Source organism: Sphingobium sp. EM0848 (assembly GCF_013375555.1).
Lineage (GTDB): Bacteria > Pseudomonadota > Alphaproteobacteria > Sphingomonadales > Sphingomonadaceae > Sphingobium.
Window position 1 is genome coordinate 132130 of sequence record NZ_JABXWB010000003.1, and the last position, 24556, is coordinate 156685.

The 24556-nt window shown below is 61.5% G+C and carries 19 protein-coding genes and 1 pseudogene; 8 read left to right on the forward strand and 12 right to left on the reverse strand.

What is annotated here, in order from left to right:
• Position 1 precedes the first annotated feature (1 nt).
• From bktB to HUK73_RS16785, 3 genes are read right to left on the reverse strand one after another with little or no spacing between them, the layout of a single operon-like run.
• Positions 2–1186: a beta-ketothiolase BktB gene (gene bktB, locus HUK73_RS16775; protein WP_176593166.1), complete on the reverse strand. Its 1185-nt coding sequence runs from the start codon at positions 1184–1186 to the stop codon at positions 2–4.
• Between the two features lie 11 nt (positions 1187–1197).
• Positions 1198–1977 (reverse strand): SDR family NAD(P)-dependent oxidoreductase, encoded by a 780-nt coding sequence (locus tag HUK73_RS16780; RefSeq protein WP_176593167.1) that lies wholly within the window; start codon positions 1975–1977, stop codon positions 1198–1200.
• A 30-nt stretch (positions 1978–2007) separates the two neighbouring features.
• Positions 2008–2664 carry a TetR/AcrR family transcriptional regulator gene (locus HUK73_RS16785; RefSeq protein WP_176593275.1) on the reverse strand — a complete coding sequence of 219 codons (657 nt, stop codon included), beginning with the start codon at positions 2662–2664 and terminating at the stop codon, positions 2008–2010.
• A 344-nt stretch (positions 2665–3008) separates the two neighbouring features.
• On the opposite strand from HUK73_RS16785, the gene HUK73_RS16790 reads away from it, so the two are divergent.
• Both HUK73_RS16790 and HUK73_RS16795 read left to right on the forward strand, forming a co-directional pair.
• Positions 3009–4148: an LLM class flavin-dependent oxidoreductase gene (locus HUK73_RS16790; RefSeq protein ID WP_066562704.1), complete on the forward strand. Its 1140-nt coding sequence runs from the start codon at positions 3009–3011 to the stop codon at positions 4146–4148.
• A gap of 201 nt (positions 4149–4349) precedes the next feature.
• Positions 4350–5204, forward strand: a complete 855-nt coding sequence (locus HUK73_RS16795) for a transposase (RefSeq protein ID WP_176593168.1) — start codon at positions 4350–4352, stop codon at positions 5202–5204.
• Between the two features lie 173 nt (positions 5205–5377).
• Here the strand turns inward: HUK73_RS16795 and HUK73_RS16800 are convergent, their stop codons facing one another.
• The 4 genes from HUK73_RS16800 to HUK73_RS16815 are packed head-to-tail and all read right to left on the reverse strand — an operon-like array spanning position 5378 to position 8981.
• Positions 5378–5971 (reverse strand): TetR/AcrR family transcriptional regulator, encoded by a 594-nt coding sequence (locus tag HUK73_RS16800; RefSeq protein WP_176593169.1) that lies wholly within the window; start codon positions 5969–5971, stop codon positions 5378–5380.
• Positions 5972–6025: 54 nt separating this feature from the next.
• Complete coding sequence (locus tag HUK73_RS16805) at positions 6026–6961, reverse strand: SMP-30/gluconolactonase/LRE family protein (RefSeq protein WP_176593170.1); 936 nt, start codon at positions 6959–6961, stop codon at positions 6026–6028.
• A gap of 20 nt (positions 6962–6981) precedes the next feature.
• Positions 6982–7827, reverse strand: a complete 846-nt coding sequence (locus tag HUK73_RS16810) for a crotonase/enoyl-CoA hydratase family protein (protein WP_176593171.1) — start codon at positions 7825–7827, stop codon at positions 6982–6984.
• Positions 7828–7874: 47 nt separating this feature from the next.
• A complete protein-coding gene (locus HUK73_RS16815; RefSeq protein ID WP_176593172.1) occupies positions 7875–8981 on the reverse strand; it encodes an LLM class flavin-dependent oxidoreductase in 1107 nt (368 codons plus the stop codon).
• Positions 8982–9273: 292 nt separating this feature from the next.
• Between HUK73_RS16815 and HUK73_RS16820 the strand changes: the two genes are divergently transcribed.
• Both HUK73_RS16820 and ribB read left to right on the forward strand, forming a co-directional pair.
• Positions 9274–10959: a class I adenylate-forming enzyme family protein gene (locus HUK73_RS16820; protein ID WP_369805544.1), complete on the forward strand. Its 1686-nt coding sequence runs from the start codon at positions 9274–9276 to the stop codon at positions 10957–10959.
• A gap of 27 nt (positions 10960–10986) precedes the next feature.
• Complete coding sequence (ribB, locus tag HUK73_RS16825; protein ID WP_176593173.1) at positions 10987–12102, forward strand: 3,4-dihydroxy-2-butanone-4-phosphate synthase; 1116 nt, start codon at positions 10987–10989, stop codon at positions 12100–12102.
• A gap of 49 nt (positions 12103–12151) precedes the next feature.
• Here the strand turns inward: ribB and HUK73_RS16830 are convergent, their stop codons facing one another.
• Genes HUK73_RS16830 through HUK73_RS16840 form a run of 3 tightly spaced genes read right to left on the reverse strand, consistent with a single transcriptional unit; the run spans position 12152 to position 15001 of the window.
• Entirely contained in the window at positions 12152–12640 is a 489-nt protein-coding gene (locus tag HUK73_RS16830; RefSeq protein ID WP_176593174.1) for a flavin reductase family protein, read from the reverse strand.
• Positions 12641–12647: 7 nt separating this feature from the next.
• Positions 12648–13904 (reverse strand): cytochrome P450, encoded by a 1257-nt coding sequence (locus tag HUK73_RS16835; RefSeq protein ID WP_176593175.1) that lies wholly within the window; start codon positions 13902–13904, stop codon positions 12648–12650.
• Between the two features lie 14 nt (positions 13905–13918).
• Positions 13919–15001: a zinc-binding dehydrogenase gene (locus tag HUK73_RS16840; protein WP_066562727.1), complete on the reverse strand. Its 1083-nt coding sequence runs from the start codon at positions 14999–15001 to the stop codon at positions 13919–13921.
• A 334-nt stretch (positions 15002–15335) separates the two neighbouring features.
• Between HUK73_RS16840 and HUK73_RS16845 the strand changes: the two genes are divergently transcribed.
• The 4 genes from HUK73_RS16845 to HUK73_RS27245 all read left to right on the forward strand — a co-directional run bounded on the left by HUK73_RS16845 (position 15336) and on the right by HUK73_RS27245 (position 20817).
• The gene (locus HUK73_RS16845; protein WP_176593176.1) at positions 15336–16082 is read left to right on the forward strand and encodes an SDR family NAD(P)-dependent oxidoreductase; all 747 of its coding nucleotides are present in this window, start codon (positions 15336–15338) and stop codon (positions 16080–16082) included.
• Between the two features lie 16 nt (positions 16083–16098).
• Positions 16099–16869, forward strand: coding sequence for an enoyl-CoA hydratase-related protein (locus tag HUK73_RS16850; RefSeq protein ID WP_176593177.1), 771 nt, complete (start codon positions 16099–16101; stop codon positions 16867–16869).
• A 178-nt stretch (positions 16870–17047) separates the two neighbouring features.
• Positions 17048–18676 (forward strand): transposase, encoded by a 1629-nt coding sequence (locus HUK73_RS16855; protein ID WP_218036409.1) that lies wholly within the window; start codon positions 17048–17050, stop codon positions 18674–18676.
• 284 nt (positions 18677–18960) lie between these two features.
• On the forward strand, positions 18961–20817 hold the full coding sequence (locus tag HUK73_RS27245) for a TonB-dependent receptor (protein WP_369805546.1): 1857 nt from the start codon (positions 18961–18963) through the stop codon (positions 20815–20817).
• Between the two features lie 1158 nt (positions 20818–21975).
• On the opposite strand, the gene HUK73_RS16865 is transcribed toward HUK73_RS27245, so the two are convergent.
• The gene (locus HUK73_RS16865) at positions 21976–23208 is read right to left on the reverse strand and encodes a Fic family protein (protein ID WP_176593178.1); all 1233 of its coding nucleotides are present in this window, start codon (positions 23206–23208) and stop codon (positions 21976–21978) included.
• Between the two features lie 239 nt (positions 23209–23447).
• Positions 23448–24315: pseudogene (locus HUK73_RS16870) on the reverse strand (recombinase family protein).
• Positions 24316–24556 lie beyond the last annotated feature (241 nt).

Sequence of the window (24556 nt, forward strand, 5' to 3'; positions counted from 1 at the left end):
TTCAGTCGATCACCCGCTCGATGACCATGGCGATCCCCTGCCCACCACCGATGCACATGGTGACAAGGCCATAGTGCCCCGCAATCCGCTCCAACTCATAGAGAGCCTTGACCGTCAAAATCGCGCCCGTCGCACCGACCGGATGGCCCAGCGAAATGCCGGACCCGTTGGGATTGACCTTCTCGGGATCGAAGCCGAGCAGATGGGCGACGGCACAGGCCTGCGCCGCAAAGGCTTCGTTCGATTCGATGACATCGACCTGATCGAGCGTCACGCCAGCCCGCTCCAGCGCGATCGGCACGGCCTTGACCGGCCCGATGCCCATGCGATCGGGCTGGACCCCGGCATGGCCCCATCCCAATATGCTGGCTCTGGGCTTCAACCCCTTTTCCCTGACCGCCGCCTGCGAGGCGAGAACCAGCGCCGCCGCGCCATCATTGATGCCGGACGCATTGCCGGCCGTGACCGTGCCACCCTTCTGAAACACGGCCTTGAGCTTGCCCATATCCTCCACATTCGCGCCACCGCGGACATGCTCGTCCGTGTCGAACAGTTGCACGCCTTTGCGGCTCCTGATCTCGACGGGCAGGATCTGCTCCCTGAAGCGTCCTTCCGCCTGCGCAGTCGCCGCACGCTGGTGGCTGAGTACCGCCAGTTCGTCCTGCATCTCGCGCGTGATGTGATGGTCGGCGGCCACATTCTCCGCCGTCACGCCCATATGCATGCCTTCGAACGGGTCGGAAAGCACAGCCGTCAGCGCGTCGACCATGACGGCATCGCCCATTTTCTGTCCGAAGCGCGCGGCAGCCATATGATAGGGCGAGCGCGTCATCGATTCGGCGCCCCCGGCCACGGCAATACCGCATTCCCCCAGCGCGATCATCTGCGCGGCGGAAATGATGGCCTGGACACCCGATCCGCACAGCCGGTTGAGCGTCAGCGCGGGCGCTTCGACAGGCACGCCCGCCTCGACCGCAGCGACGCGGGCGAGATAGGCATCCTTGGGTTCGCTGGGAATGACATTGCCCATGACGACATGCTGCACCGCATCAGGCTCCAGTCCCGCGCGCCGCACGGCCTCTGCAATGACCAGCGTGCCGAGGCGAGCGGGCGGAATGTCCTTCAGGCTGCCGCCGAAATCGCCGATGGCGGTACGAACGCCCGACAATATGTAGATCGGTTCCATAATCTCACCTCTCACCGCGGCGTCATGCGCAGCGCGCCGTCAAGGCGCACCGAAGCGCCGTTCATGTAGCCATTGCCGATCAAGAACAGCACGGTCTCGGCATATTCCTCCGGCTTTCCCAGACGCTTGGGAAAGGGCACCGTCGCGGCCAGCGAATCCTGAACATTCTGCGGTAGCCCGGCCAGCATCGGGGTGCCCAATATCCCCGGCAGGATGACGTTGCAGCGAATGCCGTCGCCCATGAGATCGCGGGCGATCGGCAGGGTCATGCCCTTCACCCCGGCCTTCGAGGCGGCATAAGCGGCCTGGCCGATCTGCCCATCCTCGGCGGCGACGGAAGCGGTGTTGATGATGACGCCCCGCTCGCCATCCTCGAGCGGATCAAGCGTCAGCATGCCCGCCGCCGATTTGGCGATACAGGCAAAGGTTCCCACCAGATTGATGCTCACGGTGCGCATGAAGGCCGCGATGCGGTGGGCGACGGGGGTGCCGCTTTCCCTGTCGCGGCTGGCCGTCTTTTCGCCCGACGCAATGCCCGCGCAGTTGACGAGAATGCGCTCCTGCCCCTGCGCATCGCGCGCCCTGGCAAAGGCAGCGTCGACCGATGCCTCGTCGGTGACATCGACGGCGCAGAACAGGGCGCCGATCTCGGCCGCCAGTGCTTCGCCGCGCTCGGCATTCACGTCGAAGATCGCGACTCTGGCCCCCGCGTCACGCAGCGCCCGCGCGGTCGCCTCCCCCAATCCCGATGCGCCGCCGGTCACGACGGCGGGCATGTCCTTGATCCGCATTTTCTCTCTCCTATGGATATGGCTTCAGGTCTATGCTGGCCCAAGCCTCAGCGGCATGCACATGACGGCCACGATCTGCTCCATCGTGTCCTCCAGCGCTTCCTCGAACGTCTCCCCGAACATCTCCCCGTCCGTGCCATGATGGCGGACCAGTATGTTGAGGAACATGAGACTGATGCTGATGAGCCGCCGCTGCGCGACATGCGGCGGCAGATAATCGACCCGATCGCGCAGCAGATGGAGCGCGCGGGTCAGATGGGGCGGCTCCGATCCGCTGAAATCGCCAAATTCCGGAGAACGGCTTTGCAGCAGATACTGGCTGAGGAAGCTGGCATAGCTATGGTTGCCATCGGCGTCCTGAAGGTCGAGCTGCGGCAGCAGGATGATCTCCAATATGGTGCGCGCATCCTTCAGCCGCCCGCCTGCTTCCGCCCGGCGCAACAGGGTGCCGCGCGCGTCCTCCATCTGATCCATGCGAAAGTCGAAGATGGCGCGCACCAGTCCCTCACGCGATCCGAAATGATATTGCACCGCCGCGTGATTACCCTGCCCGGCCTGTGCGGCAATCTCGCGCATCGAGGCACCATGGATGCCTCCCTTCGCAAACAGCCGCTCACCGGCGAGGATGAGGCGGGTCTTGCCGTCGAGACTTTCGGTCGCCGCCCCATCCTCCAGCTGGTTATCCATGCCCGCCACCCACATTCCTTATTACATCTGTTTTAGAAATACCCGGCATTGAAGGCGGGCTGAAAAATATATTTCCAGAAACCGCCCCTTCCCAACCGCCGAAACCGATCGCAGAAAAGTGGGCATATTGCAAGAATTTTAGCGGCATTTCGGCACAATATGTCGACGCACCGCGCTCACAGCCTCTGCGCGCCGGGCCAAAACCCTACCCCAGACGCGAAATACACTTGACTTAAATTCCCGCGCTGGATTATCCCTAATCACCGTTAGACAGCCCTGGCCCATATGCCGCCCAAAGACGGCAGCCATCGGCTCGTTGCGATTACGCTCAAGGAGAGACTTTCATGGCGATGGAAACCGGCCTCATCTTCCACCCCTATATGCGCCCGGGCCGAACGGCGCGGCAGACCTTCGAATGGGGCGTTCAGAACAGCGTGGCCTGCGACAAGGCAGGCTTCACCTCGATGATGATTTCCGAGCATGCCTCGCAGATCTGGGAGAATATCCCCAACCCCGAACTCATCATGGCCGCCGCCGCGTTGCAGACCAGCCAGATCAAATTCGCTCCGATGGCGCACATCCTGCCCCACCAGCATCCCGCCAAGCTCGCCATCATGGTCGGCTGGCTGTCGCAGATTCTGGAAGGCCGCTATTTCATGGGCATCGGCGCCGGCGCCTATCCGCAGGCCTCCTACATGCACGGCATCAGGGAAGCGGAGCCGCAGATGCTGAACGACATGGTGCGCGAATCCCTCACCATCATGGAGAAGATCTGGAAGCGCGAGCCCTTTTTCTACGAGGGCAAATATTGGGACGCCGGCTTTCCCGAGGAAACCCCGGCGGAAACCGAGGAAGACGAACAGCATATGCTGGCCGATTTCTCGCCCTGGAACGGCGCCTTTCCCGAATTCGCCGTCACCGGGTTCAGCCAGAATTCGCCATCGATGAAGCTCGCAGGCGAACGCAACTTCAAGCCGGTATCGATCTTCTCCGGCCTCGACGCGCTCAAGCGTCACTGGGAAATCTATTCGGAGGCCAATATCAAGGCAGGCTTCACACCGAACCGCCAGCGCCATGCCGTCTCGCAGACCGTCTTCTGCGCGGATACGGATGCAGAGGCCAAGCGGCTCGTGATGGAGGGGCCGATCGGTTATTGCTTCAACAAATATCTGATCCCGATCTGGCACCGCTTCGGCATGATGGATGGCTTCGCCAAGGACGCCGGCATCGATCCCAAGGACGCCGACCTCGAATTCCTGGTCGATAATGTCTTCGTCGTCGGCTCGCCCGACACCGTCGTCGACAAGCTCAACACGCTGTTCGAACAATGCGGCGGTTGGGGCACGCTCCAGGTCGAAGCCCATGACTATTATGACGATCCGTCGCCCTGGTTCTATTCGCTCGAACTGCTCGCCAAGGAAGTCGCCCCCCGCGTGAAGCTGCCGGGCACGCGCGAAGCGGTGAGTGAGGCGGCGGTCGCCTGATCTTCGGATCGCAACGCAAAAAGGGGCGGGAGATCATCGATCTCTCACCCCTTTTTTTGTGCCTGAAAAAGCGATGCGCGCAGTACGCGCCTAGCCCGCCTTATTCATGAGGTTGGATGTGAGGGGTTGACGGGAGTGGCCTAAGCGCTTGGCTTGCTGTAGGAAATTGGATGTCTAGACCAACCTGCAGCGAGGCAAAAAATGCCACAGGCCACTCCCGCCGGGAGCGACGATAGTGCGGCGGTGATTTCGTTTCCAGCAGTGTCGCGCAAGAAAGTGGCAGGCGCCTTCGATGGAGGCCGGTTGACCTCGGACGGTGGGGTTCTGCTGCTGGCTCAGGCCGAGCGCGCAATGGGTATCTGCCGGCAGCTCGCGGCCTGCATTGCCGATCCGCGCGATCCTTCGCGGGTCACCCATAAGCTCGATGATATCCTGCGGGCGCGGATCCTGGCGATCGCCTGCGGCTACGAAGACGCTGACGGCCTTGATGCCCTGCGCGCCAACCCTGACATCGTCGCCGCCGCCGATGCCTGTGCGGTCAAGCGTGCCGAGAAACAGCGCGTGGTCCTGCGTAGCTATGCCGAGATCCGCTATGGGGCGAAAAGCTGGAAGTGTCAGCGCCGCGTCGTCGCCCGGATTGAAGCCAGCACCCTGGGCATGGATATCCGCTACGTCGTCACTTCCCTGGCACAGGGCTCCGCCGAACATATCTACGACAGCCTTTATTGCGCCCGGGGCCAGGCCGAAAACCTGATCAAGCGGCACAAGAGCCAGCTCAGCAGCGATCGCACCTCGTGCCGATCGGCCAACGCCAACCAGATGCGGCTCATTCTGCACACCGCTGCCTATTGGTTGATGTGGCGCATCCAGCAGGCTGTCCCCAAAGCAGCAGCCCTTGCCAATGCCGAGTTCGCCACCCTGCGCCTGCGGCTCCTCAAAGTCGCCGCCCGCGTAATCGAAACCGCAAGCCGAATCCGCGTCGCCTTCGCTTCCGCCTGTCCTGATGCCAACACGTTCCGGGCTGTCGCCGCCGCGCTCAGGTCCGCGCCGACATAGCCCACGCGGCCGTGCCGCTGAACCACACAACCCGCTCCTTCAACCCGAAAGCCTATCAAACATCCGCGGTGAAATAGACGCAGCACGATCGCTCGTCCCGATCATACAGCAGATAGTGTAGTAGGCCGGCCACCGGCGGAAAAGACATCGTCACGAATAAGATGGGCTAAAGGTCAGGGACGTTCGACCGCGAACCCGTGGAGAAGCAGATGGGCCGCCTGTTCGGCAATCTGCGCAGGCCCCAGCTTTCCCGGACGATACCAGGACGAGCAGGAATCGAGCATCGCAATCAGGAACTTGCGAACGACAGTGGCGTCCAGAGCCTTGGCACCGCTGCCGTCGGCCTGAGCGGCGACGATCAAATCGCGCCAGTAGTTATCAAAGCTGGAATAGGCCGCCAGCACGCGCTGACGCATCTCATCGGGCAAGTCATCGAACACGCGCGACACAGCCGAGGAATAGTCATCACCCGTCAACAGGAAGTCGACATGCGCGACAATCGCCGCGCGCAGGCGCACCATCGGCGATGCCCCCGGTCCCAGCCCTTCCACGCGCGCCATGATGTGGCGGTTGTTATGATAGATGCCCTCCATCATCACTTCCTCGACCAGATGGTCCTTGGACGGGAAATGATGATAGATGCTGGGGGCCAGCATGCCGGCCCCCTTTGCAATGTCGCTCAGCTTGGCGCCGGCCAGCCCCTTTTGCCGCAGGATCGCGGCGGCGGAATCCAGAATGCGCGTTCGGCCATTATCTGCTTGTGCCATGAACCCTCTTAACCGCTATTTCAGCGAAATACAGTCCTTTCGCCTATGGCGAGCCTATCCGGCGAAAGGCGTGTTTGGGACGCCTGCGGCGGGAGGATCGAGAATCTCGAACAGACCACCGGCCAGCGGCTGCTGCGCGAAGATTTCGGGCGTGAAACCCTGCGAACCGGTGATCAGGAACAGCCGACTATAATCTGTACCGCCAAAGGCAGGGCGAAGACCGCGCCGGACCGGCAGGCGCCGCTCCTCCAATAAGGTGGCATCCGGCGCAAAGCGACGCAACATCCAGCTTTCGTAAAAGGCCATCCAGATACAGCCTTCGACATCGACGGCCATGCCGTCGGGATAGCCATCCTCCGGCTTGAACGTCAGGAAATCGCGGCGGTTGGACAGGGTGCCATCCTCCGCCAAATCATAGGCCCAGCTCACCAGCGGCATGGAATCGTTCACATAAGCGATCCTGCCATCGGGGCTGAACGCCGGGCCATTGGCGGTGACGATATTGCGTTCCTGCGTGCTGACCGTTCCATCGGCATCGAGCCGGTAGAGTTCGCCCGTGCTGCGGACCTCGAAATTGCCAAGCGTGCTTTCCTTATCCTCAGCCGTGGTGCTTTCGTCCCACTGGCTGGAATCGCAGGACCCTGACCAGTAGCGCCCCTTGCGGTCGGTGACGCCGTCATTCAGGCGCGCGACTTTCGGGTTGGGGATGGGATGGATGAAGGGCTGGTAAATCCCCCGCCGGGGATCGATATGGGCGAAACCGTCGGCGCAGGAGGCGACGAAGCCGCCGCTTGCCCGCGGCGCGATGGCGCTGATCCAGGCTGGCGCGTCCCACCGGCCCTTCTCGCCGCTCTCCAGATGATACCAGTTGACGCTCGGCGCTTCGATATCGACCCAATAGATGCAGCCGTCCCGATCGTCCCAGATGGTGCTTTCGCCCAGGATCGCCTTCGCATCCCACAGGCAGCGCCAGCCTTCGCCTTCCATCATAGCCTCATCCCGTCCTTCTATCAGAGCTTCACGATCGGATCGCCAAAGGGTTCGTCGCGTTGCCGCACGGCTTCCTTGAGGCCCTGCGTCCGCACGGTTTCGTTGAAGCGCGTCCGGCTCGCCGCCAGATGCCCCCGCGCATCCATTTCCGCCGCCATGCGCTGCAAGGTGCGCGCGCCCATCAGTTCGAGGCCGATGTTGACGATCCGCTTGTTGGCGCTCAGCAGATCGGGATCGATCAGCGCCAGCCGCGCCGCGAGCGCTTCGACCTCCGCCTCCAACTGGTCGGCGGGAACGGCCTTGAGCGCCAGGCCGATCCGGGCCGCATCCTCGCCCCGAATGGAATCCCCGGTCAGCAGCAATCGCTTCGCCCATTGCGGCCCCGCCAGATAGAGCCACATATGGCTCGGCAGCGACCCCTGCGACCGCGCGGGCGGAAAGCCGAAGATCGCATCGTCCGCGCAGATCACCATGTCGCAGAGCAGGGCCAGATCGGTCCCTCCCGCCAGACAACGGCCATGGACCTGCGCGATCACCGGCTTGTGCATGTCGAACAGCGCCATGCGCAGCCGTTGCGCCCGTTCCTGATGCCAGCTGTCATCGTCGAACTTCGCCCGCCCGCGCCGGTGATCGACCTGTCCGGGGATCGGCTGGTCATATTTCTGCAGGTCATAACCCGAACAGAAATCCGGCCCCGCAGCCTTCAGCACCACCGCATGGACGCGAACATCCTCATCAGCGTCCCACAGCATCGCATTCAGCTGCTCCTGCAACTCCTCGCTCAACGCGTTGCGCTTTTCGGGCCGGTTCAGCGTAATCCACGCCGTCCCGTCACGCACATCGTACAGGAGCAATGGCTCGGTCATCCTGTCCTCATCCTCTCAAAAGGCGCCGATCCTGATCGGCCGCCGCATCATGCCAAAGTCTGCACGCCGACCGGAGCGACCGGCGCGGACACATCGATATCCTTGAGATGGGGCAGGACCTTGCGCGCAAAAAGCTCGTAATTTTCCCGACCCACCTCGAAGGGCATGTCGCCAAACTGGGTATAGATGATGAAGCTGCCCACGTCGAAGCGATCGACCATCGCCTTCAGCTTTTCCAGCACCTCTTCCGGGCGGCCCCATATCTGGAGATCGGCGAGGAAATTGTTGAATTTCTCGATGCCGTTCTTCTCCACGCTGGCCGCCAGCGCGCCATAATATTCATAGCCTTCGATCGACGCGAATTCCTTGTTGCCGAACTGATAGAAGGAGGAGGTGGAGCGGGCATATTCGACCAGATATTTATCGCGCATCTCCTGCGCCTTCGCCGCATCCTCATTGACCGCGACGAAGGCGACGACCACCGGCTTGGGCGCGGGACGGCCCTGCATCGCGAAGAAACGCTCGCGATAGCTGGTGATATCCTCCTCGACCCGGTCCCAGGGCTTCTGCGCGATGATCATCAGCCCGACGTCCAGATTGGCCATCAGCTTGACCGATTCCGGCGACACGGCGGAGGCGAACACGCGACCCCGATAGCTGGCATAGGGGCGCGGACGCAGCTCGACGCGGGGCTGCTTCAAATAGTCGCCGTCATATTCCATGACGCCGGTTTCCAGCGCTTCCAGCAGGGCTTCGGCATATTCGCGGAAACGCTTGCGCGCCTCGCCCATGGGCACGCCGAAGCCGTCAAACTCCTCCTTGCCCAGACCCCGGCCAATGCCCAGAATTGCCCGCCCTTCGGAGAACTGGTCGAGCAGGAGGAAGCTTTCCGCGATGCGAACCGGGTTCTGCCACGGCAACACGGTGACGGTCGTGCCGAGCTTGATCCGCTTGGTCTGGCCCGCCACCCAGGACAGGAACTGGGGCACGTTGGGCGTCATCATATAGCCGGTGAAATGATGCTCCGGCGTCCAGACGGAATCGAAGCCCTGATCTTCGGCGCGCGCCGCCAGCGAGAGTTCGTGACGGAACACGTCGATATCGCTGACCTTGTCGTTCAGATTCTGGAACGTCAGCCCCAATCCCACATCCATATTCGCCTCCAAATCGCATCTCTTGGAATTAAACTAATTATAATTAGGCTGATTTGGCAAGCCCCTTCGCACGGCAAAGCTGCCCACGAGGCCATTTTCGGCCACTAAGAAAGTCGGAAATCCGCTCAAATATTGCTATTTTATCTCATTATATCTGCTACTTAAATGATATTTCATTTTCCCTTTAAAATCGAAGGCAGAGACGGGAAACGACAGCGAAAAACCGTCGCCCTTGACGAACATGGCGTAAATTTGCATCATAACAGAAATTAGGCAGAGGAGATTTCGACCGGTGAGTGAGTCCATCGCAGCGCGGCGCCAGGCCATGGCAGACCGGCATCCTGTCTGGCAGGAGATGACGCTGGACGCTTATCTCAGACGCGCCGCCGAAGATTATGGCACGCGCCCCCTCGTCATCACCGATGCCGAAACGCTCGATTATGGCACGGTGGAGGCGCAATCCCGGCAGATCGCGGCAGGCCTCGTGGCCCTCGGCATCCAGCGCGGCGAACGGGTGGGCCTGATGATGGCCAATTATCCCGTTACCGTATCCCTGCTCTTCGCGATCTGGCGCACCGGGGCCATCGCCGTAGCGATCAACACGCTCTATGGCCCCAAGGAGCTGGAATATGTCATCCGCGAAGCCGGATGCGCGCTGCTCGTCAGCATGGCCGGCTTCGGTTCCCGCCGCTTCGATCGGGAACTGGACGAGCGCATGCCGGGATGGCGGACCGGCGACTATGCACCCCTGCCGGAATTGCGCCGGGGCTTGGTGCACGACATCAACGCGCCGCAGCATTTTTTCGATGCGCTACCGGCCGGGGAGCTGCCCGAACAGGGCGCCGAACCCCATGATGCGGCCGTCATCATGTTCACCTCCGGCACGACCGGATCGCCCAAGGGCGTGATGCAGACCCATGATAATCTGCTGCGGGCCGCTTATGCCGGCGCCTATCATCAGGCGTTCGAAGACGGCCGGCGCGCGGTCTTCTCGCTGCCGCTCTATCATTCCTTCGGCCTTGTCGTGGGGCTGCTGTCCGGGATGATCGTCGGCGGCGCCATCATTCCCCTGCTCCGTTTCGATCCGCACGCCCTGCTGACGGCGACCGAGCGCCACCGCGCGACCTATCTCATGGGCGTCCCGACCATGACGATCGCCATGATGGAGCAGGCGAAGACGCAAAGTTACGATCTGTCCTCCCTGACCGCCGTGCACAGCGCCGCCGCCCCGACGCCAAGCTGGGTCTGGCGCGAGATACAGCGGGTCTTCGGCTGCGAGGAGATTTTCACCAGCTACGGCCAGACCGAAGTGACCGCGACCATCGTGTGCACAAAGCCGGGCGATCCCATCGAGATCGTCGCGGAAACGCAGGGCTGCATTGTCGAGGCCGGTGTAGCCGGAATCCCCGCGCTGGGCGGCAGGATTTGCGAGTTCAAGACGATCGACCCGGAAACCGGTGAAGATCTGCCGCACGGCGCCGCGGGCGAATTGTGCACCCGCGGACCGATGAACAGCCTCGGCTATTTCCGCCGTCCGGAGGAAAGCGCGAAGCTCTTCCTTCCGGGTGGCTGGATTCGCACGGGCGACCTTGGACAGTTCAGGCCCGACGGCAATCTGTTCCTGACCGGGCGGTCGAAGGAACTCTACAAGAGCAAGGGCGAACTGGTTTCCCCCAAGGAGCTGGAGCAGCTGGTCACCGCGCATCCGGCCATCGCACAGGCCTTTTTCATCGGCATGCCTGATGATCGCTGGGGCGAATGCGGTTGTGCCTGGATCGTGCTGGCCGATGGCCAGTCCTTCACCGCCGAAGAACTGCTCGCCTGGCTCGCTCCGCAAGTGGCGGGCTACAAGCTGCCGCGGGATATCTGGTTCATTGCCGACAATGAACTGCCCAAGACCGGCACCGGCAAGGTGCAGAAGAACATCCTCAAGGACATGGCATTGGCACAGCTCGCTGCGGCGAAGGGCGCAGCCTGAACCAACAGGCAAATGGAAAGAAAAACAATGAGCACCGAAGGCATCTCATCGATCGAAGACATCATCCAGGATGCCATCGACGGACTCCCCTATATCTTGGTCGACGCCGACGACCGCGAAAATGAGGGCGATGTCATCATCCCGGCCCAGTTCGCGACGCCGCGCCAGATCAATTTCATGGCGAAGCATGCACGCGGCCTCATCTGCCTCGCCATGACGCAGGCGCGGGCGGAGCATCTGAAACTGCCGCCGATGACGGTCAACAACCAGTCCGGCCACGGCACGGCCTTCACCGTATCGATCGAAGCCCGCGAAGGCGTGACCACCGGCATTTCGGCGCAGGATCGCGCCCATACCGTCGCCGTGGCGGTCGATCCCACCAAGACCGCCGCCGACATCGTCTCGCCCGGCCATATCTTTCCGCTGACGGCGCGCGACGGCGGCGTGCTGGTCAGGGCCGGGCATACGGAGGCGGCCGTCGACATCTCGCGCCTCGCGGGCCTCACGCCAGCGGGCGTCATCTGCGAGGTGATGAACGACGATGGAACCATGGCGCGTCTGCCGGAGCTATTGGTTTTTGCGAAAGAGCATGGCCTCAAGGTCGGCACCATCGCCGACCTCATCGCCTATCGCCGCCGGTCGGAAAAGCTGGTGCAATGCGTCGCCAGCGCGCCATTCCACAGCTTCTACGGCGGCGACCTCACCATCCATGTCTATCGCAACCAGATTGACGGTGGAGAACATGTCGCGCTGGTGAAAGGCGAAGTCCGTCCCGATCGGGAAACGCTGGTCCGCGTGCATCAGGTGGACCTGACGGCCGACCTGCTCGGCTGGTCGCAGGCGCACCCCGAATATGTGCCGCAGGCCCTTCAGGCCATGGCCGCGCATGAGGGGCAGGCCGTCGCCGTTTTCGTCCGCGATCCCAGCCCGGATTCCATTTCGCAACGCATCAAGGGCGGGCGAAAGACCTATCACGACACCAATGCGACCCGCGATTACGGCATCGGCGCCCAAATCCTGCTGGATTTGGGCGTGCGCCAGATGACCCTGCTGACCTCCAGCAAAGCCAAGCTCGCGGCACTGGAGGGCTTCGGTCTGACGGTGGTAGGACGCGTTCCGCTGCGCAGCCCCGTCGAGGGATGATATCGCTCACCAGCCTGGGACCGATAGTTTCGGCCCCAGGCAAACAGGATCAGATCGGCATGACCCGGCCATAGGCGCCCTTGTGGAACAACAGGGGCGCGCCGGGATGGTGGGCGTCGAGCGCATGCACCGCGCCCAGCACGATATGATGATCGCCCGCTTCGTGCACGGCGTGGATGGTGCAATCGATCCAGGCGAGCGCGCCATCCAGCACCGGCGACCCCAGCGCAGAGAGATGATGCGGCACGCCCTCGAACTTGTTCGGGTCCTTGGACGCGAGGATGCGGCAAAGCCCCTCCTGCCCGTCGCCCAGCACATTGACGCAAAAGCGTCCCGCCGCTTCGATCTTCGGCCAGCTCGACGACCCCTTGTCGGGGAAGAAGGCGACCAGCGGCGGATCGAGCGATACCGAGGTGAAGGAGCCGACGATCATGGCGGCGGGAACGCCGTCCGGCTGGACCGCGGTGATGGCGCAGACGCCGGTCGGATAGTGACCCAATATGCGGCGGAAATCGTGCGGGTCGATCGTGACGGTCATGGGAGAATCAGACTTTCCAGACGAGAGGGACATTTTCAACGGCTGCGACTATGCCTGCATGATAGGTCGGCGCCGCGCCCTCTTCCATAGCGAAGCCCGGAATCCGGGCCAACCATTCCTGCAAGGTGACGATCACCTCCATCCGGGCCAGATGCATGCCGGCGCAGCGATGCGGCCCCTGGGCGAAGGTGGAATGGGCGGCGACATTGCGACGCGACAGGTCGACCTTCATCGGATCAGGATGCTCGCTGTCGTCCAGCCCGTGCAGGGCCGTGGGCAGCAGGATCAGGTCACCGGCCTTCAGCTGCGTGCCGTGAAATTCCATGTCGGACACGACATAGCGCGCGTCGGACACCACGGCGAAGCGGCGGAACATCTCCTCGACACCGCGTTGCAGCTTCATCGGGTCGGACCGCAATTCCTCCACCGTCTCGGGATGGCGAGCGAGATAGATCATCATGAAGCTGAGGAGATTGACCACCGTATCGAGACCGCCCAGCAGCAGCAGCGAGACAAGACCCAGCATCTTGTCCTCCGGCATCGGCTGGCCGTTGATCTCGCTGTTCACCATCATGGTGATGAGGTCGGTTCCGGTGCCGCCGCGCCGCTCCTCGATGATCGGCGCGACATAGGCGAAAAAGCCCTTGTTCGCGGCCTCCAGCGACCGGCCCTGCTCCTCGGGCGTGTTGCCCGAAGGACGCGTCATCTCCTTGGCCAGCGCGTTCAGCATCGGCGCATCGTCCATCGGCAGGCCAGCGAGCGCCAGGAACACCTTGACCGGAAAGACCCCGGCATAATCCCGCGCGAAATCGCACCCGCCCTTGTCCGCGAACCCCTCGATCAGCTCGACCGCGACGGCGCGCACATCCGCCTCCAGCTTGCGAATCTGGGCCAGATTCAGCCCCTTGTCGATCGCCTTGCGGTAGGGCGTATGCTCGGGCGGGTCCATCTTGGTCGGGACCATCTCATAGGCCTCGCCCGCCTCACGCGGCACCCAGATGACGCGGCTGGAGAAGCGGTCGGGACTGCGATAGACCTCGTCGATCACCGCGCCGCGCGTCGCGACCCAATGGCCGCCGGTCAGCGGCGTCCAGACCAGCGGCGGCGTGCCGGGCTGCTGCACGCGCTTCCATGCCTCGTGAAAGCCCTCCTCTATGCCGTCCAGTCCGTAGATATCGATGTCCCGGACCAGTGCCGGCGGCACATGATCAGGAAGGGCGACGCGCGGCTTCGCGGGGGCCGGGGTCAGCAGATCGGTGTTCATGGCCGCATTCCTTTTCAACGGATGGTCGGGTCGATCACCGCCTTGGTGGCGACGCCGGTTTTCGTGACATGGAGGGCCTCGGCCGCCTGATGGATACCGAAGCGATGGCTGACGAGCTGGCCCAGCGGCACCGCATCCTGAACGCGCGCCGCAAATTGCATCGCCTGATAGTAATTTTTGGGGGCCGGGAAGGAAGCACCCCCGACCGTCAGATTCTTCAGCGTCAGATCCCGCGGGGAAATCGGCTGCGTGCCGATCGCACCCCACAGGCCCAATATGATGTAGCGGCTGTGAATGCCGCTGAGATCGACGCCTTCGGGAAAGGCCGGCAGCGCGCCAGCCGCTTCGATGACAATGTCCGGACCCTGACGGCCGACACGGTCGTAAATCATCCGCTTGCGCTCCTCGGCGGGCAGGTCGAGCGACACCGTCGCCGTCGCGCCGAGCGACTTCGCAGCCTCCAGCCGTGCCGGGGCGCCATCGATCACGATCACTTCGCGCGCGCCCGCCTGCGCCGCCACCAGCGCGGCGGACAGACCCACCGGCCCTGCCCCCTGAACGACGACGGAGTCGCCGAACCGCACCGGACCGCAGCGGTCGAAGCCGCGCAATACCGTCGGCAAGGCACATCCCAGTGCCGCGACCGCCTCCGGCCGGGCATGGTCCGGCAGGCGATAGAAGGGCATGTTGTTGGGCAGCCAGGCATAATCGGCATAGCTGCCCCAATTGGGCTTGGCCGCATCCTCGAAATATTGGCTGTTCTCGCACGGCGTCTGTTCGAGGACGGTGCAGGAATAGCAGCGGTGGCACAGCGCGATGGGCGACCAGATGACAAGGTCGCCGGGCTTGACCGGCACGCCCGCATAGTCGGTCGACACACCGGCGCCGAGCTGCTCGATCTGTCCGACGCCCTCATGGCCCAGGATGATCGGAAAAGGCATCTCGCCCGCCTCTCCGCTCAATATGTGGACGTCGCTACCGCATACGCCGCCCAATATGGTGCGGACCAACGCACCACCCGCCTCGGGCGCATGGATGTCGACGTCCCAAGTTTCGAGGCGGTTTTTCTCCACCATCACCGCAGCTCTGCCCTGCATCCCTCATCCTCTCAGCTTTGCCTTCGTAGCCGTCGCACCGGCGTTCGAACGGCTTTTAACTCACTTGCAGGGTCGACGTCCCCGCCATTGAAACGAAACTAATCAAAATTAGCCTGACGATGCAAGAGGCGATTGCAGGCGACATCAAGGAGTACCCCGCAAAGACAACCTTAGTAATTTCATAAATTACTGTTTTTACGTAATATTTTTTTGAATATTCGTATTGAATCTCCGGCACCGGAACAGCCGGATCAATCCCACCCTATTGACATTTACGCGCCAAGAATATTCAATAACCAACATTAGGCAAATGAAGAATCGCGAAGGAGAGCATATGGGTCGTCTGGCAGGCAAAGTGGCCATCATCACAGGGGCTGCTCGCGGCATGGGGGAATCCCACGCCCGCATGTTCGCGCGTGAAGGCGCCAAACTCGTCCTCACCGACCTCAACGTCGAAAAGGGCACGGCCTTGGCCAAGGAAATCGGCGAAGCGGCAATATTCCTGGCGCATGACGTGACCAAGACCGACGACTGGGCACGCATCGTCGCCAAGGCGGTCGAAACCTTCGGAACGATCGACATCCTCGTCAACAATGCCGGCATCCTCGGCCCGATGGCCAATACGGTCGACCTGACGGAAGAGAGCTACCAACTCGTCTGCGCGGTCAACCAGCATTCGGTCTTTTACGGCATGCAGGCCGTGCTGCCGACGATGGTGAAGGCCAATAAGGGCTCGATCGTGAACATCTCCTCCATCGCTGGCATGGCGGCGAACTATGGCTTCCCCAGCCTGGCCTATGTCGCGAGCAAGTTCGCCGTGCGCGGCATGACCAAGGCCACGGCCATGGAATATGGGAAAAATAATATCCGCGTGAACTCCGTGCATCCCGGCTTCATCCAGACGCCGATGATGGTCGAGGCGACCGACGAAGTCGGCGGCGAGGCGCTGGCCCAAATCCCGCTGGGCCGCATCGCCGATCCGTCCGAAGTGTCGAACCTCGTGCTGTTCCTGGCTTCGGACGAATCATCCTACATCACTGCCTCGGAACATCTGGTCGACGCTGGCATGCTGGCCCACTGACCGGGAGGGAAGCGCCGTGCCAACGGTCGAGTTTCACCGCAGCGGCCATGTTGCCGAGATACGGCTTAACCGGCCCGCCTCGCTCAACGCCATTGATGATGAGATGGACCGGGCACTTGCCGATGCCTGGGAACATGTGGACGGCGACCCGGATATCCGGGTCGCTGTTCTCTCCGGCACCGGCGACAGGGCCTTTTGCGCCGGGGCAGACATAGCGAACCCACCGCTGGGCCATGACGGCCTTTCCTTCGGCGGCGGCCTGACGGGCATAGGGGGGCGGCTGAACGCCTTGCGCAAACCCCTGATCTGCGCGGTCCAGGGCCATGTGCTGGGACTTGGTTTCGAGCTGGCCATGTGCGCGGACATCATCATCGCCGCCGAGGACGCTGTGTTCCGTCTGCCAGAGGCGCGGGCCGGCATCATCGACCATTGCGGCGTCGTCCATCGCGCCATCCGGCAACTTCCGCATCATGTGGCCATGGCCATGATCATCGCCAGCGAACCGCTGACCGCGCAGGACGCATTGCGATTTGGCCTGATCAATGCCTGCGTCGACCGCAGCGCATTGCCCGCGGAAACCACTCGCTGGATCGCGAAGCTGCTGGAATGCTCGCCACTGGTGTCACAAGCGGGCAAAGAGGCAGCACTGGACGGGCTGAGGCATTCGCTGCCTGACGCCTTGTCGGCCTCCTACCCCCAGATCAAAAGCTATCAGGCGGCACGGGACTGCGCGGAAGCGGCAGTCGCATGGAAGGAACGGCGCGCACCCCAATGGCTCGGGCGATAGAATCGTAATCCTAATTGAAATTCGAAATTTTTTGCCAAAAGCGGAAAAACCTTTCCTCAGGAAGCGCGGGCACCGATTTTCCTATCGCGGTCAGCACCGGGCGGCCAATTTCGTAAGCGGGGCAAATTTCCGGGCAGGGGGACTGGACAAGGTTGGTTTGGCGTGATTCACACTGCCGATGACTTCGGGCAACGACATTGGCGGTACAAGAGGCGAGGAGGATATTCGTCGGGTTGTTGCTGCGCTGGTTGAGCGTTGCGACCGTCTGGAAGCGACGAACCAGGATCTGCTGATCGAGAGGGCGGCTGACAAGCTGGAGATCCAGGCATTACGGGACGAGATTGCGCGATTGAAGGGCGATCCGCCGCGTCCCCGCTTCAAGTCGAAGCCATCGGGGATGGAGAAGTCGACGTCACCGACACCGGGGAAGAAGCGGAGCAAGCGGAGGCGTGGGGCGGTGCAATCGAAGCTCACCGTCAGCCGGGATGTGACGCTGAAAGCGGCAGTTCCTGATGGCTCACGTTTCAAGGGTTACGAAGACGTCTTGGTGCAGGATCTTCGGCTTGAAGTTGACGTCATCCGCTATCGTCGCGAGATTTGGCGGGGTCCTGATGGTAAGCGGATCGCAGCAGAGTTGCCGGCGGGCATTTTGGGAGGCTTTGGCCCCGAGCTACGGCGCTTTATCACGGCGGGTCATTTCCAAGGTCAGATCACCAGCGAACGGCTGTGCTCGATGTTGAACGGGATGGGTTTGGCCATTTCCAAACGCCAGGTCGTACGACTGCTCAGCCGTGGGCTCGACGATCTGGTTGCCGAAGATCGGGCGATTTTAGCCACGGGGATTTCCACGGCGCAATGGATCAATGTCGACGACACTTCCGCTCCGCATGCTCGCAAGAATGGGTATGTCACCCATCTTGGGGATCGGCGCTTCGCGGTGTTTCGCAGCAGCTTTTCCAAATCGCGGCGCAATTTTCTCAATCTTCTTCAGGCGGGCATCAGCCATTTTGTCGTCAACGACGAAGCGCTAGCCAAAATGCGCGAGATGAACCTCGCGTCCGAACCGATTGCCGTGCTGGAAGCCCACGAAGCCAAGCATTTTGAGAGCCCCGAGGCGTGGCAGGCGCATCTTTGCGCGCTGGGCTTTGACAAGTTGAGCGTCACGCCCGATCCCACCAAGGTCGCGACCGAAGGCGCGCTATGGGGCGCCCTTTGCGAACAAGGTCTGCTCGGCGACACAGCTATCGTCTCCGATGGCGCCGGTCAGTTCCGCGTCGGCAGCAACCATGCGTTGTGCTGGGTACATGCAGAAAGGCTGGTCCACAAACTCCATCCCCGCTCGAAGAAAGATCGTGAAGCGCTCGAACTCATCCGCACGTTGATCTGGTGGTTCTACGCCGATCTCAAAGCCTGGCAAAAGCATCCGGATCCCAAACGGGGCCGTGCCCTCAGGGTTCGTTTTGACCGGATCTTTGCCCGCAAAACCGGCTTTGTGATGCTCGATCGGCAATTGGCACGCCTCTACCGCCAGAAAAACGATCTCCTGCGCGTTCTGACACGTCCCGAAATCCCGTTGCATACCAACGGTTCGGAAAACGATATCCGCAGCTTTGTCACCAAGCGCAAAATTTCCGGTGGCACCGTTAGCGAACAAGGACGGATCGCTCGCGACATCATGCTCGGCCTGATCAAAACCTGTGCCAAGCTTGGCGTCTCCTTCTACCAATTCCTCGGTGATCGCTTCGCCGTTCCCGGCGCGCCATCCGTTCCATGGCTGCCGGACCTCGTCAGCGCCGCTCCCGCCTGACCGCCCGGGAGTTTGCCCCGCTTACGCCAATTTCCTGATAATACCATGTTTTCAACGATTATTTCGCATCGACCACGGCATTCTTCCGCGATAGCGACGAAAATAAACAGCGGAACGAACCCAACACGCACCGCATAATCCCTCTTGCACGTTGCCCTAATTTGAATTAGGCAAAGCCTGCAGGCGTCGCAGAGCGCCGGTCGATGAACCTGTCGAGACAATCGCGCCCGCAATCATGGCGCCCAGCGGCTATCAACGAACAATAATCAGGTGAGGAGTAGAATATGAGGCAAGACGAACTTCGGGCCTATGATGTCAGCCAGGCCGTTTCCCCTCTCTATCGTCGGATATTGATGGCATCGGCGGGATCGGCCGCCATCGCCCTGTTCGGACTGGCTGGCAATGTCGCCATCGCCCAGTCCGCATCCAGCGCCCCGCAGGCGGCCGAAAGCACGCCCCAGCCCGCCGACACGTCCGACATCGTCGTGACCGCGCAACGGCGCGAGGAATCGCTGTCGAAAGTCCCGCTCTCCGTCGCGGCGCTCAGCTCCGAAACCTTGCAGAACCGGGTGGTCACGAAGGAGCAGGATCTGGCGGCGCTCGTCCCCGGCCTGATCGTCAAGAACGGCCAGAACCAGAACCAGCTCAGCTTCACCATGCGGGGCCAGACGCTGGACCCCTTCTCCGGCGCCAGCCCGGCCGTGCTTACCTATCTGAACGAAGTCCCCTTCACCGGCGGCAATTCGGCTACGGCCTTTTACGACTTCTCGTCGGTGCAGGTGCTCAAGGGGCCGCAAGGCACGCTGTTCGGCCGCAACGCGACCGGCGGCGCGGTGCTGTATGCATCGGCCAAGCCAGGCGAGAATTTCGGCGGTTTCGGCACCATTCGCGCGGGTGAACGCGATCTCATCCAGCTACAGGGCGCGGTCGACATTCCCGTCATACCGGGCAAGATCCTGCTCCGTATCGCTGGCGACTATCAGAAGCAGGACGGCTATGTCCACAACCTGCTGACCGGCAATACGCTGGGCGATGTCGACAACCGCTCCGGCCGCATCACGGCAGTCCTGCGCCCGACCGACACGATCGAGAACACTACCGTCTTCCAATATAGCCGGTTTCGCGGCACGGAATCCAACGGCCAGCTCTATTCCTATTATCCGCTCGGCTCGACCAACACTTCCAGCCAGACCGGCATCACCTATAACCTGACGGCGACGCTGGACGCGCTCTACGGCAACGGCTTCTTCCCCGGCGTAGGCGACGGCCCGCCCGGACCCGGCACCTTCCCCGGCGCGGTTGCAGGCTATCTCGCCTGGCAGAAGGCCCATCCCTACGAAACCTATCTGTCCTACGACCTGCCCCACAAGGCGAGCAGCTATTTCCTGTCGAACACCACGACTTTCGAGCTGAACGACAATCTCACGGTCAAGAATATCTTCGGCTTCCAAAAGACCTTCGCCCGGACCGCAGGCATATTGAGCGGATCGCCTTTCGCCTCGCTCGACCTCTATAACAGCTCTGGTAACTATACCGGCCCTCCGGGCGGACAGGTCTTCCGCAACAAGAGCATTTCCGAAGAACTCCAGCTTCAGGGAAAATCCGCCGACGGCAAGCTCGAATATATCATCGGCGGCTTTTACAACTATGCCACGAAGGAAGAAGCCATCCCCGTCATCGTCGGGGCCGAACTCCCGACCCCGGCAGGCGAGGTTCTGTACCACACCCACGGCACCACGCGCTCACGCGCGGTTTACGGGCAGGCTACCTACGACCTGTCGGACGCCGTGCTGGAAGGGCTGAAGTTCACCGCTGGTGCCCGCTATACCTGGGAAACGGTCGGCATGACATCCTATGACGATCATGCTTTCTTCGTCGGCTTCCCCGTGAAAAGGCGACGCTTAAAGCGCCAAGCTGGGTCGGCACTCTGCAATGGCAGGCCAGTCCATCGAGCCAGTTCTACTTCACGCAACGCGGCAGCTTCCGGGCCGGCAACTTCAACGGCGCCGTGGTGCCCTATGGTCTCGCGAATTTCTTCAAGAATGAATATACCCATGATTTCGAACTGGGCTACAAGTTCAGCGGGATACTGCTCGGTCAGCGCGCTCATTTCAACGTGGCCGCCTATAAGCAGATCGTGAAGAACGCGCAGCATTCGCTCTACGCCGTGGTGGCCGGCGCGCCGTCCGCCTTCACCGTCAACGTGCCCGAAGCGCAAGTAAAGGGTGTCGAGATGGACGGCGACATCATGCCGGCCGATTGGCTGAAACTGGGCTTTTCCGGCGCCTATACTGACGCGAAATACACCAAGAACATCGTCGATCTGTCAGTGCAGACCGGTACGCCCGGCTTCGTCGTTCCGTTCGATTCCTATCCCGACGCGCCCAAATGGTCGGGGTCACTCTATGCCGATCTGACCCTGCCGACACCGGCGCAGTGGGGCGAAATGCATTTCCGGGTCGACAGCTTCTCGCAAACCTCATCCTATTTCTCGAACAATAATTATTCGATCACGCCGGGCACCAAGATCAAAGGATACACGACCATTGCGGCACGCCTGAGCTGGAACGAGATCATGGGTAGCCCGCTTTCGCTGGGCATCTATGCGAAGAACCTATTCGATCGTCAATATTATCAGTCTGGCTATGTCCTTGGCGCCTCGGGTGGCATGAATACAGTGATCCCTGGCGAGCCTCAGACCTTCGGTGCCGAAGTTACGATGAAGTTCTGATTATATTCAGGCAGTTATCCATAACGTTTTCGTTTAATTGGCACCATTCGCCGATGCCTAGATTGATGAGCCAAAAGTGCTTCAATATGGCTGATGGAGTAGAATTCTGATTACAGGAACTCGGCTCACCCCCAAGAGGGTGAACCGAGTTCGCATCGTTTGAGCAACCTGAAAGGACTGGTTTCGGGTTACGCAAACCTGCGCCGAAACGACCGACTATGCCGCTCACGAGAAACTCGAGGCAAGCAGCTATAGCCAGTTGCCTTCTCCCAAGCAGATAGAGCAGAAAGTCCCACGGCCAGCTCGTCAGGCCAGTCGACGCCCGACTTCCGCGAACAGCAGGTTCTAGGATCGGAGACCAGACCGTTAAGTGTCCGGCTTTGACGCTTAACAGAAATTCGATGTTAGCCAGCCAACGGCAGCTATTGCCGGTTGCCTCCTCTGAAGCCGACCGTCACGAAAGTCCCAATCCTTGACGAAAAACGGACGGCAGAGGTGCTTTCACTTTTGGCGAAAGCGTTCTGCTGATCTGCCCAAAATCCTCTTGCCGCCGTTAGTCCGTAAGGCGCTAAGCGTACAGGCGCGGAAACAACGTATCGAGGGTCGCACTGGGAAATCTTAGGGAAACTGGCCCTTTCGGCGTATCGGAGGCAAGAAGTCCTTCGTCGATCAGTTGCTTGAGCACACGACGGGCCGATCGCTCCGGCATCTGCGTGATCCGTTCGGCTTCCCCACGATCAATCTCGCCGCGCATCAACGCTTCCTGAAGGAGGCGCGCGCTCTCCTTGGGCAGCGTTTCGCTCAAGGCGACATGGCGATCCAGACGCTTGGACAGGGCATCGAGTTCGAACAGGTCCGACATATAGGTCAGTTGATCGATGCACACGCGCAGGAACCAGCCGGTGAAAAGTTCCAGCCCCTTGAGCGACAAATGGCCGCGACCATCGCGGTCACCCTGTCTAACTTCATCCGCCCAGGCCATATGCTGCTTATACTCACCACGCCCGTCTAGGCCAGGCTGAAGACCGCGCGCCAGTCCACGAGATATCGACCAAAGGCCATGCGCGCCTATGCCGCTGGCATGCGCCATCGCATGGCTCATCAAGCGACTGACACGACCGTTGCCATCGGGAAAGGGATGGATCCAGTTGAAGCGATGATGGGCAGTCGCCGTGGCAAGAAGACGCTTTGCCTTGCCCTTTCCCACTCCCTGAAGCACGCGGCCGGGAGCAGGATCGAACGCAAATCGAAGGTGGAAATAGTCCATGAACGCAGGGACGCACGCACTTGTCGGGGGCAAATGCCTGCCAACTTCCACATCCTGCTCAGCGACGGATCGCCATTCACCCGGTTGCATGGTGAAAGACCGATCACCGCTTCTGATCGTCAGCATCTCGACCGACGCACCTGCATAGAAGTCGCGATGCAATTGCCGGATAAATTCCGGGTCAGCGGGATCGGGAAGTTCGCCTGACGCAGCCTGCCGATCGATGCGTTCCTGCAACCGATAATGCGCCACCGCTTCCTGCTGCAGGTCTCGCTGCCCCTCGTCTCTAGCGCCGGCAAGCGCCCGCTCTATGTCGCGCGGCCTCGTATTGTGGCCTTCGATGAGATTGCTGTAATAGGTATTCATCAGGCGAACGAGATCCGACAGGTTCGCCGCGGTTTTTGGATGCAACGAATGCCCCAGTCGCTCAGCCTTTGCCGCGACCTCTGCGACGAGATCAGGTAAATCACCGCCCAGCGTGTCGATACGGGCTGGTTCAATTCGGGATGGCATTTCTTCAAGTCTGGCTTTCATTGGCCGATCTTAGCGCAAGAACAGATTTACGCAATCATCCGATTTTCTGCAGCTACAGCTACCGGGTAAGAAAAATTTGGCCGATCTTTTGGCCGATCCTTTGTTCGGCCCTGCCAATTGGTTTCCAAGCAATTGCTGACACTCCGCCATAGGCCAGGACAGATCGTGAGAGCAGACCACAAGTAGGCATCTTCCCTCCCCCTGACACTCCGCTCTCATCAAACCCTCTGCCTCTATCGCTACTCCAACAGCCCAAGGAGCCGCGCACGCTCTTTCTCCCGGCGTACGCCTTCGGGTGCCCATGACAGACCACCCCGGGCTGTGGGCTCCCGGAGATCGCGCGAAAGCCATGTCGCGAGTTCCCGCAAAGTCACATCGGGATGCGTGCGAACCCGGTCGGCAATCAGCCTCGCCACCCGCGTGTCCGGCGGCAACCGGCCTGCCTTGTCGAGGATGACCGCATCTGCATAGCCGGCCTTCACCAGCGTCCGCTCGGAAAAGGACCGCACTGGCCGCGGCAGCGCCTGCAACTGCCGCACCACCAACTTCCAAGGCAAATGCGGGCGGAGGCGCTCGACCGTTGGCAGCCAGCGATGGCGGCCATCGAGCAGTTCATTGAGATAGCGCTCCCGGTGGCCATAGCGAATGTCAGCGATGGCGCGGGCATCCCGCGCGCGCATCTTGGGATTTCCGGGCTTGGCCCCCCGAGCGACGGCGGCCTTCAGACCGGATCGGGTGCGCTCGCGGATCAGCGCCCGTTCAAACTCTGAAAATGCACCCAGCATCTGCATCGTCAGCATACCTTGCGCGCTGCCGGTATCGATCGGATCATTGATCGACCGGAAATGCGCCCCCTTCTTCCGCAGCGTCTCCACTACCTCCAGCAGATGCGACAGCGAACGCGCGAGGCGATCGATCCTCACCACCAACAGCGTGCCCCCTCCCCTGCCCGCACGATGGCCCGCGCAAGCTGGGGCCGCTCACGGCTCGCTCCGCTGGCCTTATCCTCGAAAACGGTCGCACACAGCCCGCTGCGCGCAGAGCATCCTGCTGCGCCGCCGTATCCTGCTCGTCCGTCGAGACGCGCGCGTAGCCAATGATCGCCATCCGGACCCCGATTTTCCATTGGAGGTCAATTTGTCACAAATAAGCTAACGGGATCAATCGTTCGGTTGCCCCCGTTCAATCAAAAACTTGAGACGGTCGAGCACGCTCAAACGCGCGGCTGTCAGGGCGCATCCCAGACCGCCGGCCTTCCGGTCTATCTCACGACGACGGACAGCCCAGGTCGCCCGATACTGATTCTGTGTTGTCTAACGAGATTGCCGGTCGGGCAGGGCTGTGATCG

Excerpts from the sequence above, each read along its gene's own strand:
- bktB (WP_176593166.1), bottom strand. The coding sequence starts at position 1,186 with ATGGAACCGATCTACATATTGTCGGGCGTTCGTACCGCCATCGGCGAT.
- HUK73_RS16780 (WP_176593167.1), bottom strand. The coding sequence starts at position 1,977 with ATGCGGATCAAGGACATGCCCGCCGTCGTGACCGGCGGCGCATCGGGA.
- HUK73_RS16785 (WP_176593275.1), bottom strand. The coding sequence starts at position 2,664 with ATGGATAACCAGCTGGAGGATGGGGCGGCGACCGAAAGTCTCGACGGC.
- HUK73_RS16790 (WP_066562704.1), top strand. The coding sequence starts at position 3,009 with ATGGCGATGGAAACCGGCCTCATCTTCCACCCCTATATGCGCCCGGGC.
- HUK73_RS16795 (WP_176593168.1), top strand. The coding sequence starts at position 4,350 with ATGCCACAGGCCACTCCCGCCGGGAGCGACGATAGTGCGGCGGTGATT.
- HUK73_RS16800 (WP_176593169.1), bottom strand. The coding sequence starts at position 5,971 with ATGGCACAAGCAGATAATGGCCGAACGCGCATTCTGGATTCCGCCGCC.
- HUK73_RS16805 (WP_176593170.1), bottom strand. The coding sequence starts at position 6,961 with ATGATGGAAGGCGAAGGCTGGCGCTGCCTGTGGGATGCGAAGGCGATC.
- HUK73_RS16810 (WP_176593171.1), bottom strand. The coding sequence starts at position 7,827 with ATGACCGAGCCATTGCTCCTGTACGATGTGCGTGACGGGACGGCGTGG.
- HUK73_RS16815 (WP_176593172.1), bottom strand. The coding sequence starts at position 8,981 with ATGGATGTGGGATTGGGGCTGACGTTCCAGAATCTGAACGACAAGGTC.
- ribB (WP_176593173.1), top strand. The coding sequence starts at position 10,987 with ATGAGCACCGAAGGCATCTCATCGATCGAAGACATCATCCAGGATGCC.
- HUK73_RS16830 (WP_176593174.1), bottom strand. The coding sequence starts at position 12,640 with ATGACCGTCACGATCGACCCGCACGATTTCCGCCGCATATTGGGTCAC.
- HUK73_RS16835 (WP_176593175.1), bottom strand. The coding sequence starts at position 13,904 with ATGAACACCGATCTGCTGACCCCGGCCCCCGCGAAGCCGCGCGTCGCC.
- HUK73_RS16840 (WP_066562727.1), bottom strand. The coding sequence starts at position 15,001 with ATGCAGGGCAGAGCTGCGGTGATGGTGGAGAAAAACCGCCTCGAAACT.
- HUK73_RS16845 (WP_176593176.1), top strand. The coding sequence starts at position 15,336 with ATGGGTCGTCTGGCAGGCAAAGTGGCCATCATCACAGGGGCTGCTCGC.
- HUK73_RS16855 (WP_218036409.1), top strand. The coding sequence starts at position 17,048 with ATGACTTCGGGCAACGACATTGGCGGTACAAGAGGCGAGGAGGATATT.
- HUK73_RS27245 (WP_369805546.1), top strand. The coding sequence starts at position 18,961 with ATGAGGCAAGACGAACTTCGGGCCTATGATGTCAGCCAGGCCGTTTCC.
- HUK73_RS16865 (WP_176593178.1), bottom strand. The coding sequence starts at position 23,208 with ATGAAAGCCAGACTTGAAGAAATGCCATCCCGAATTGAACCAGCCCGT.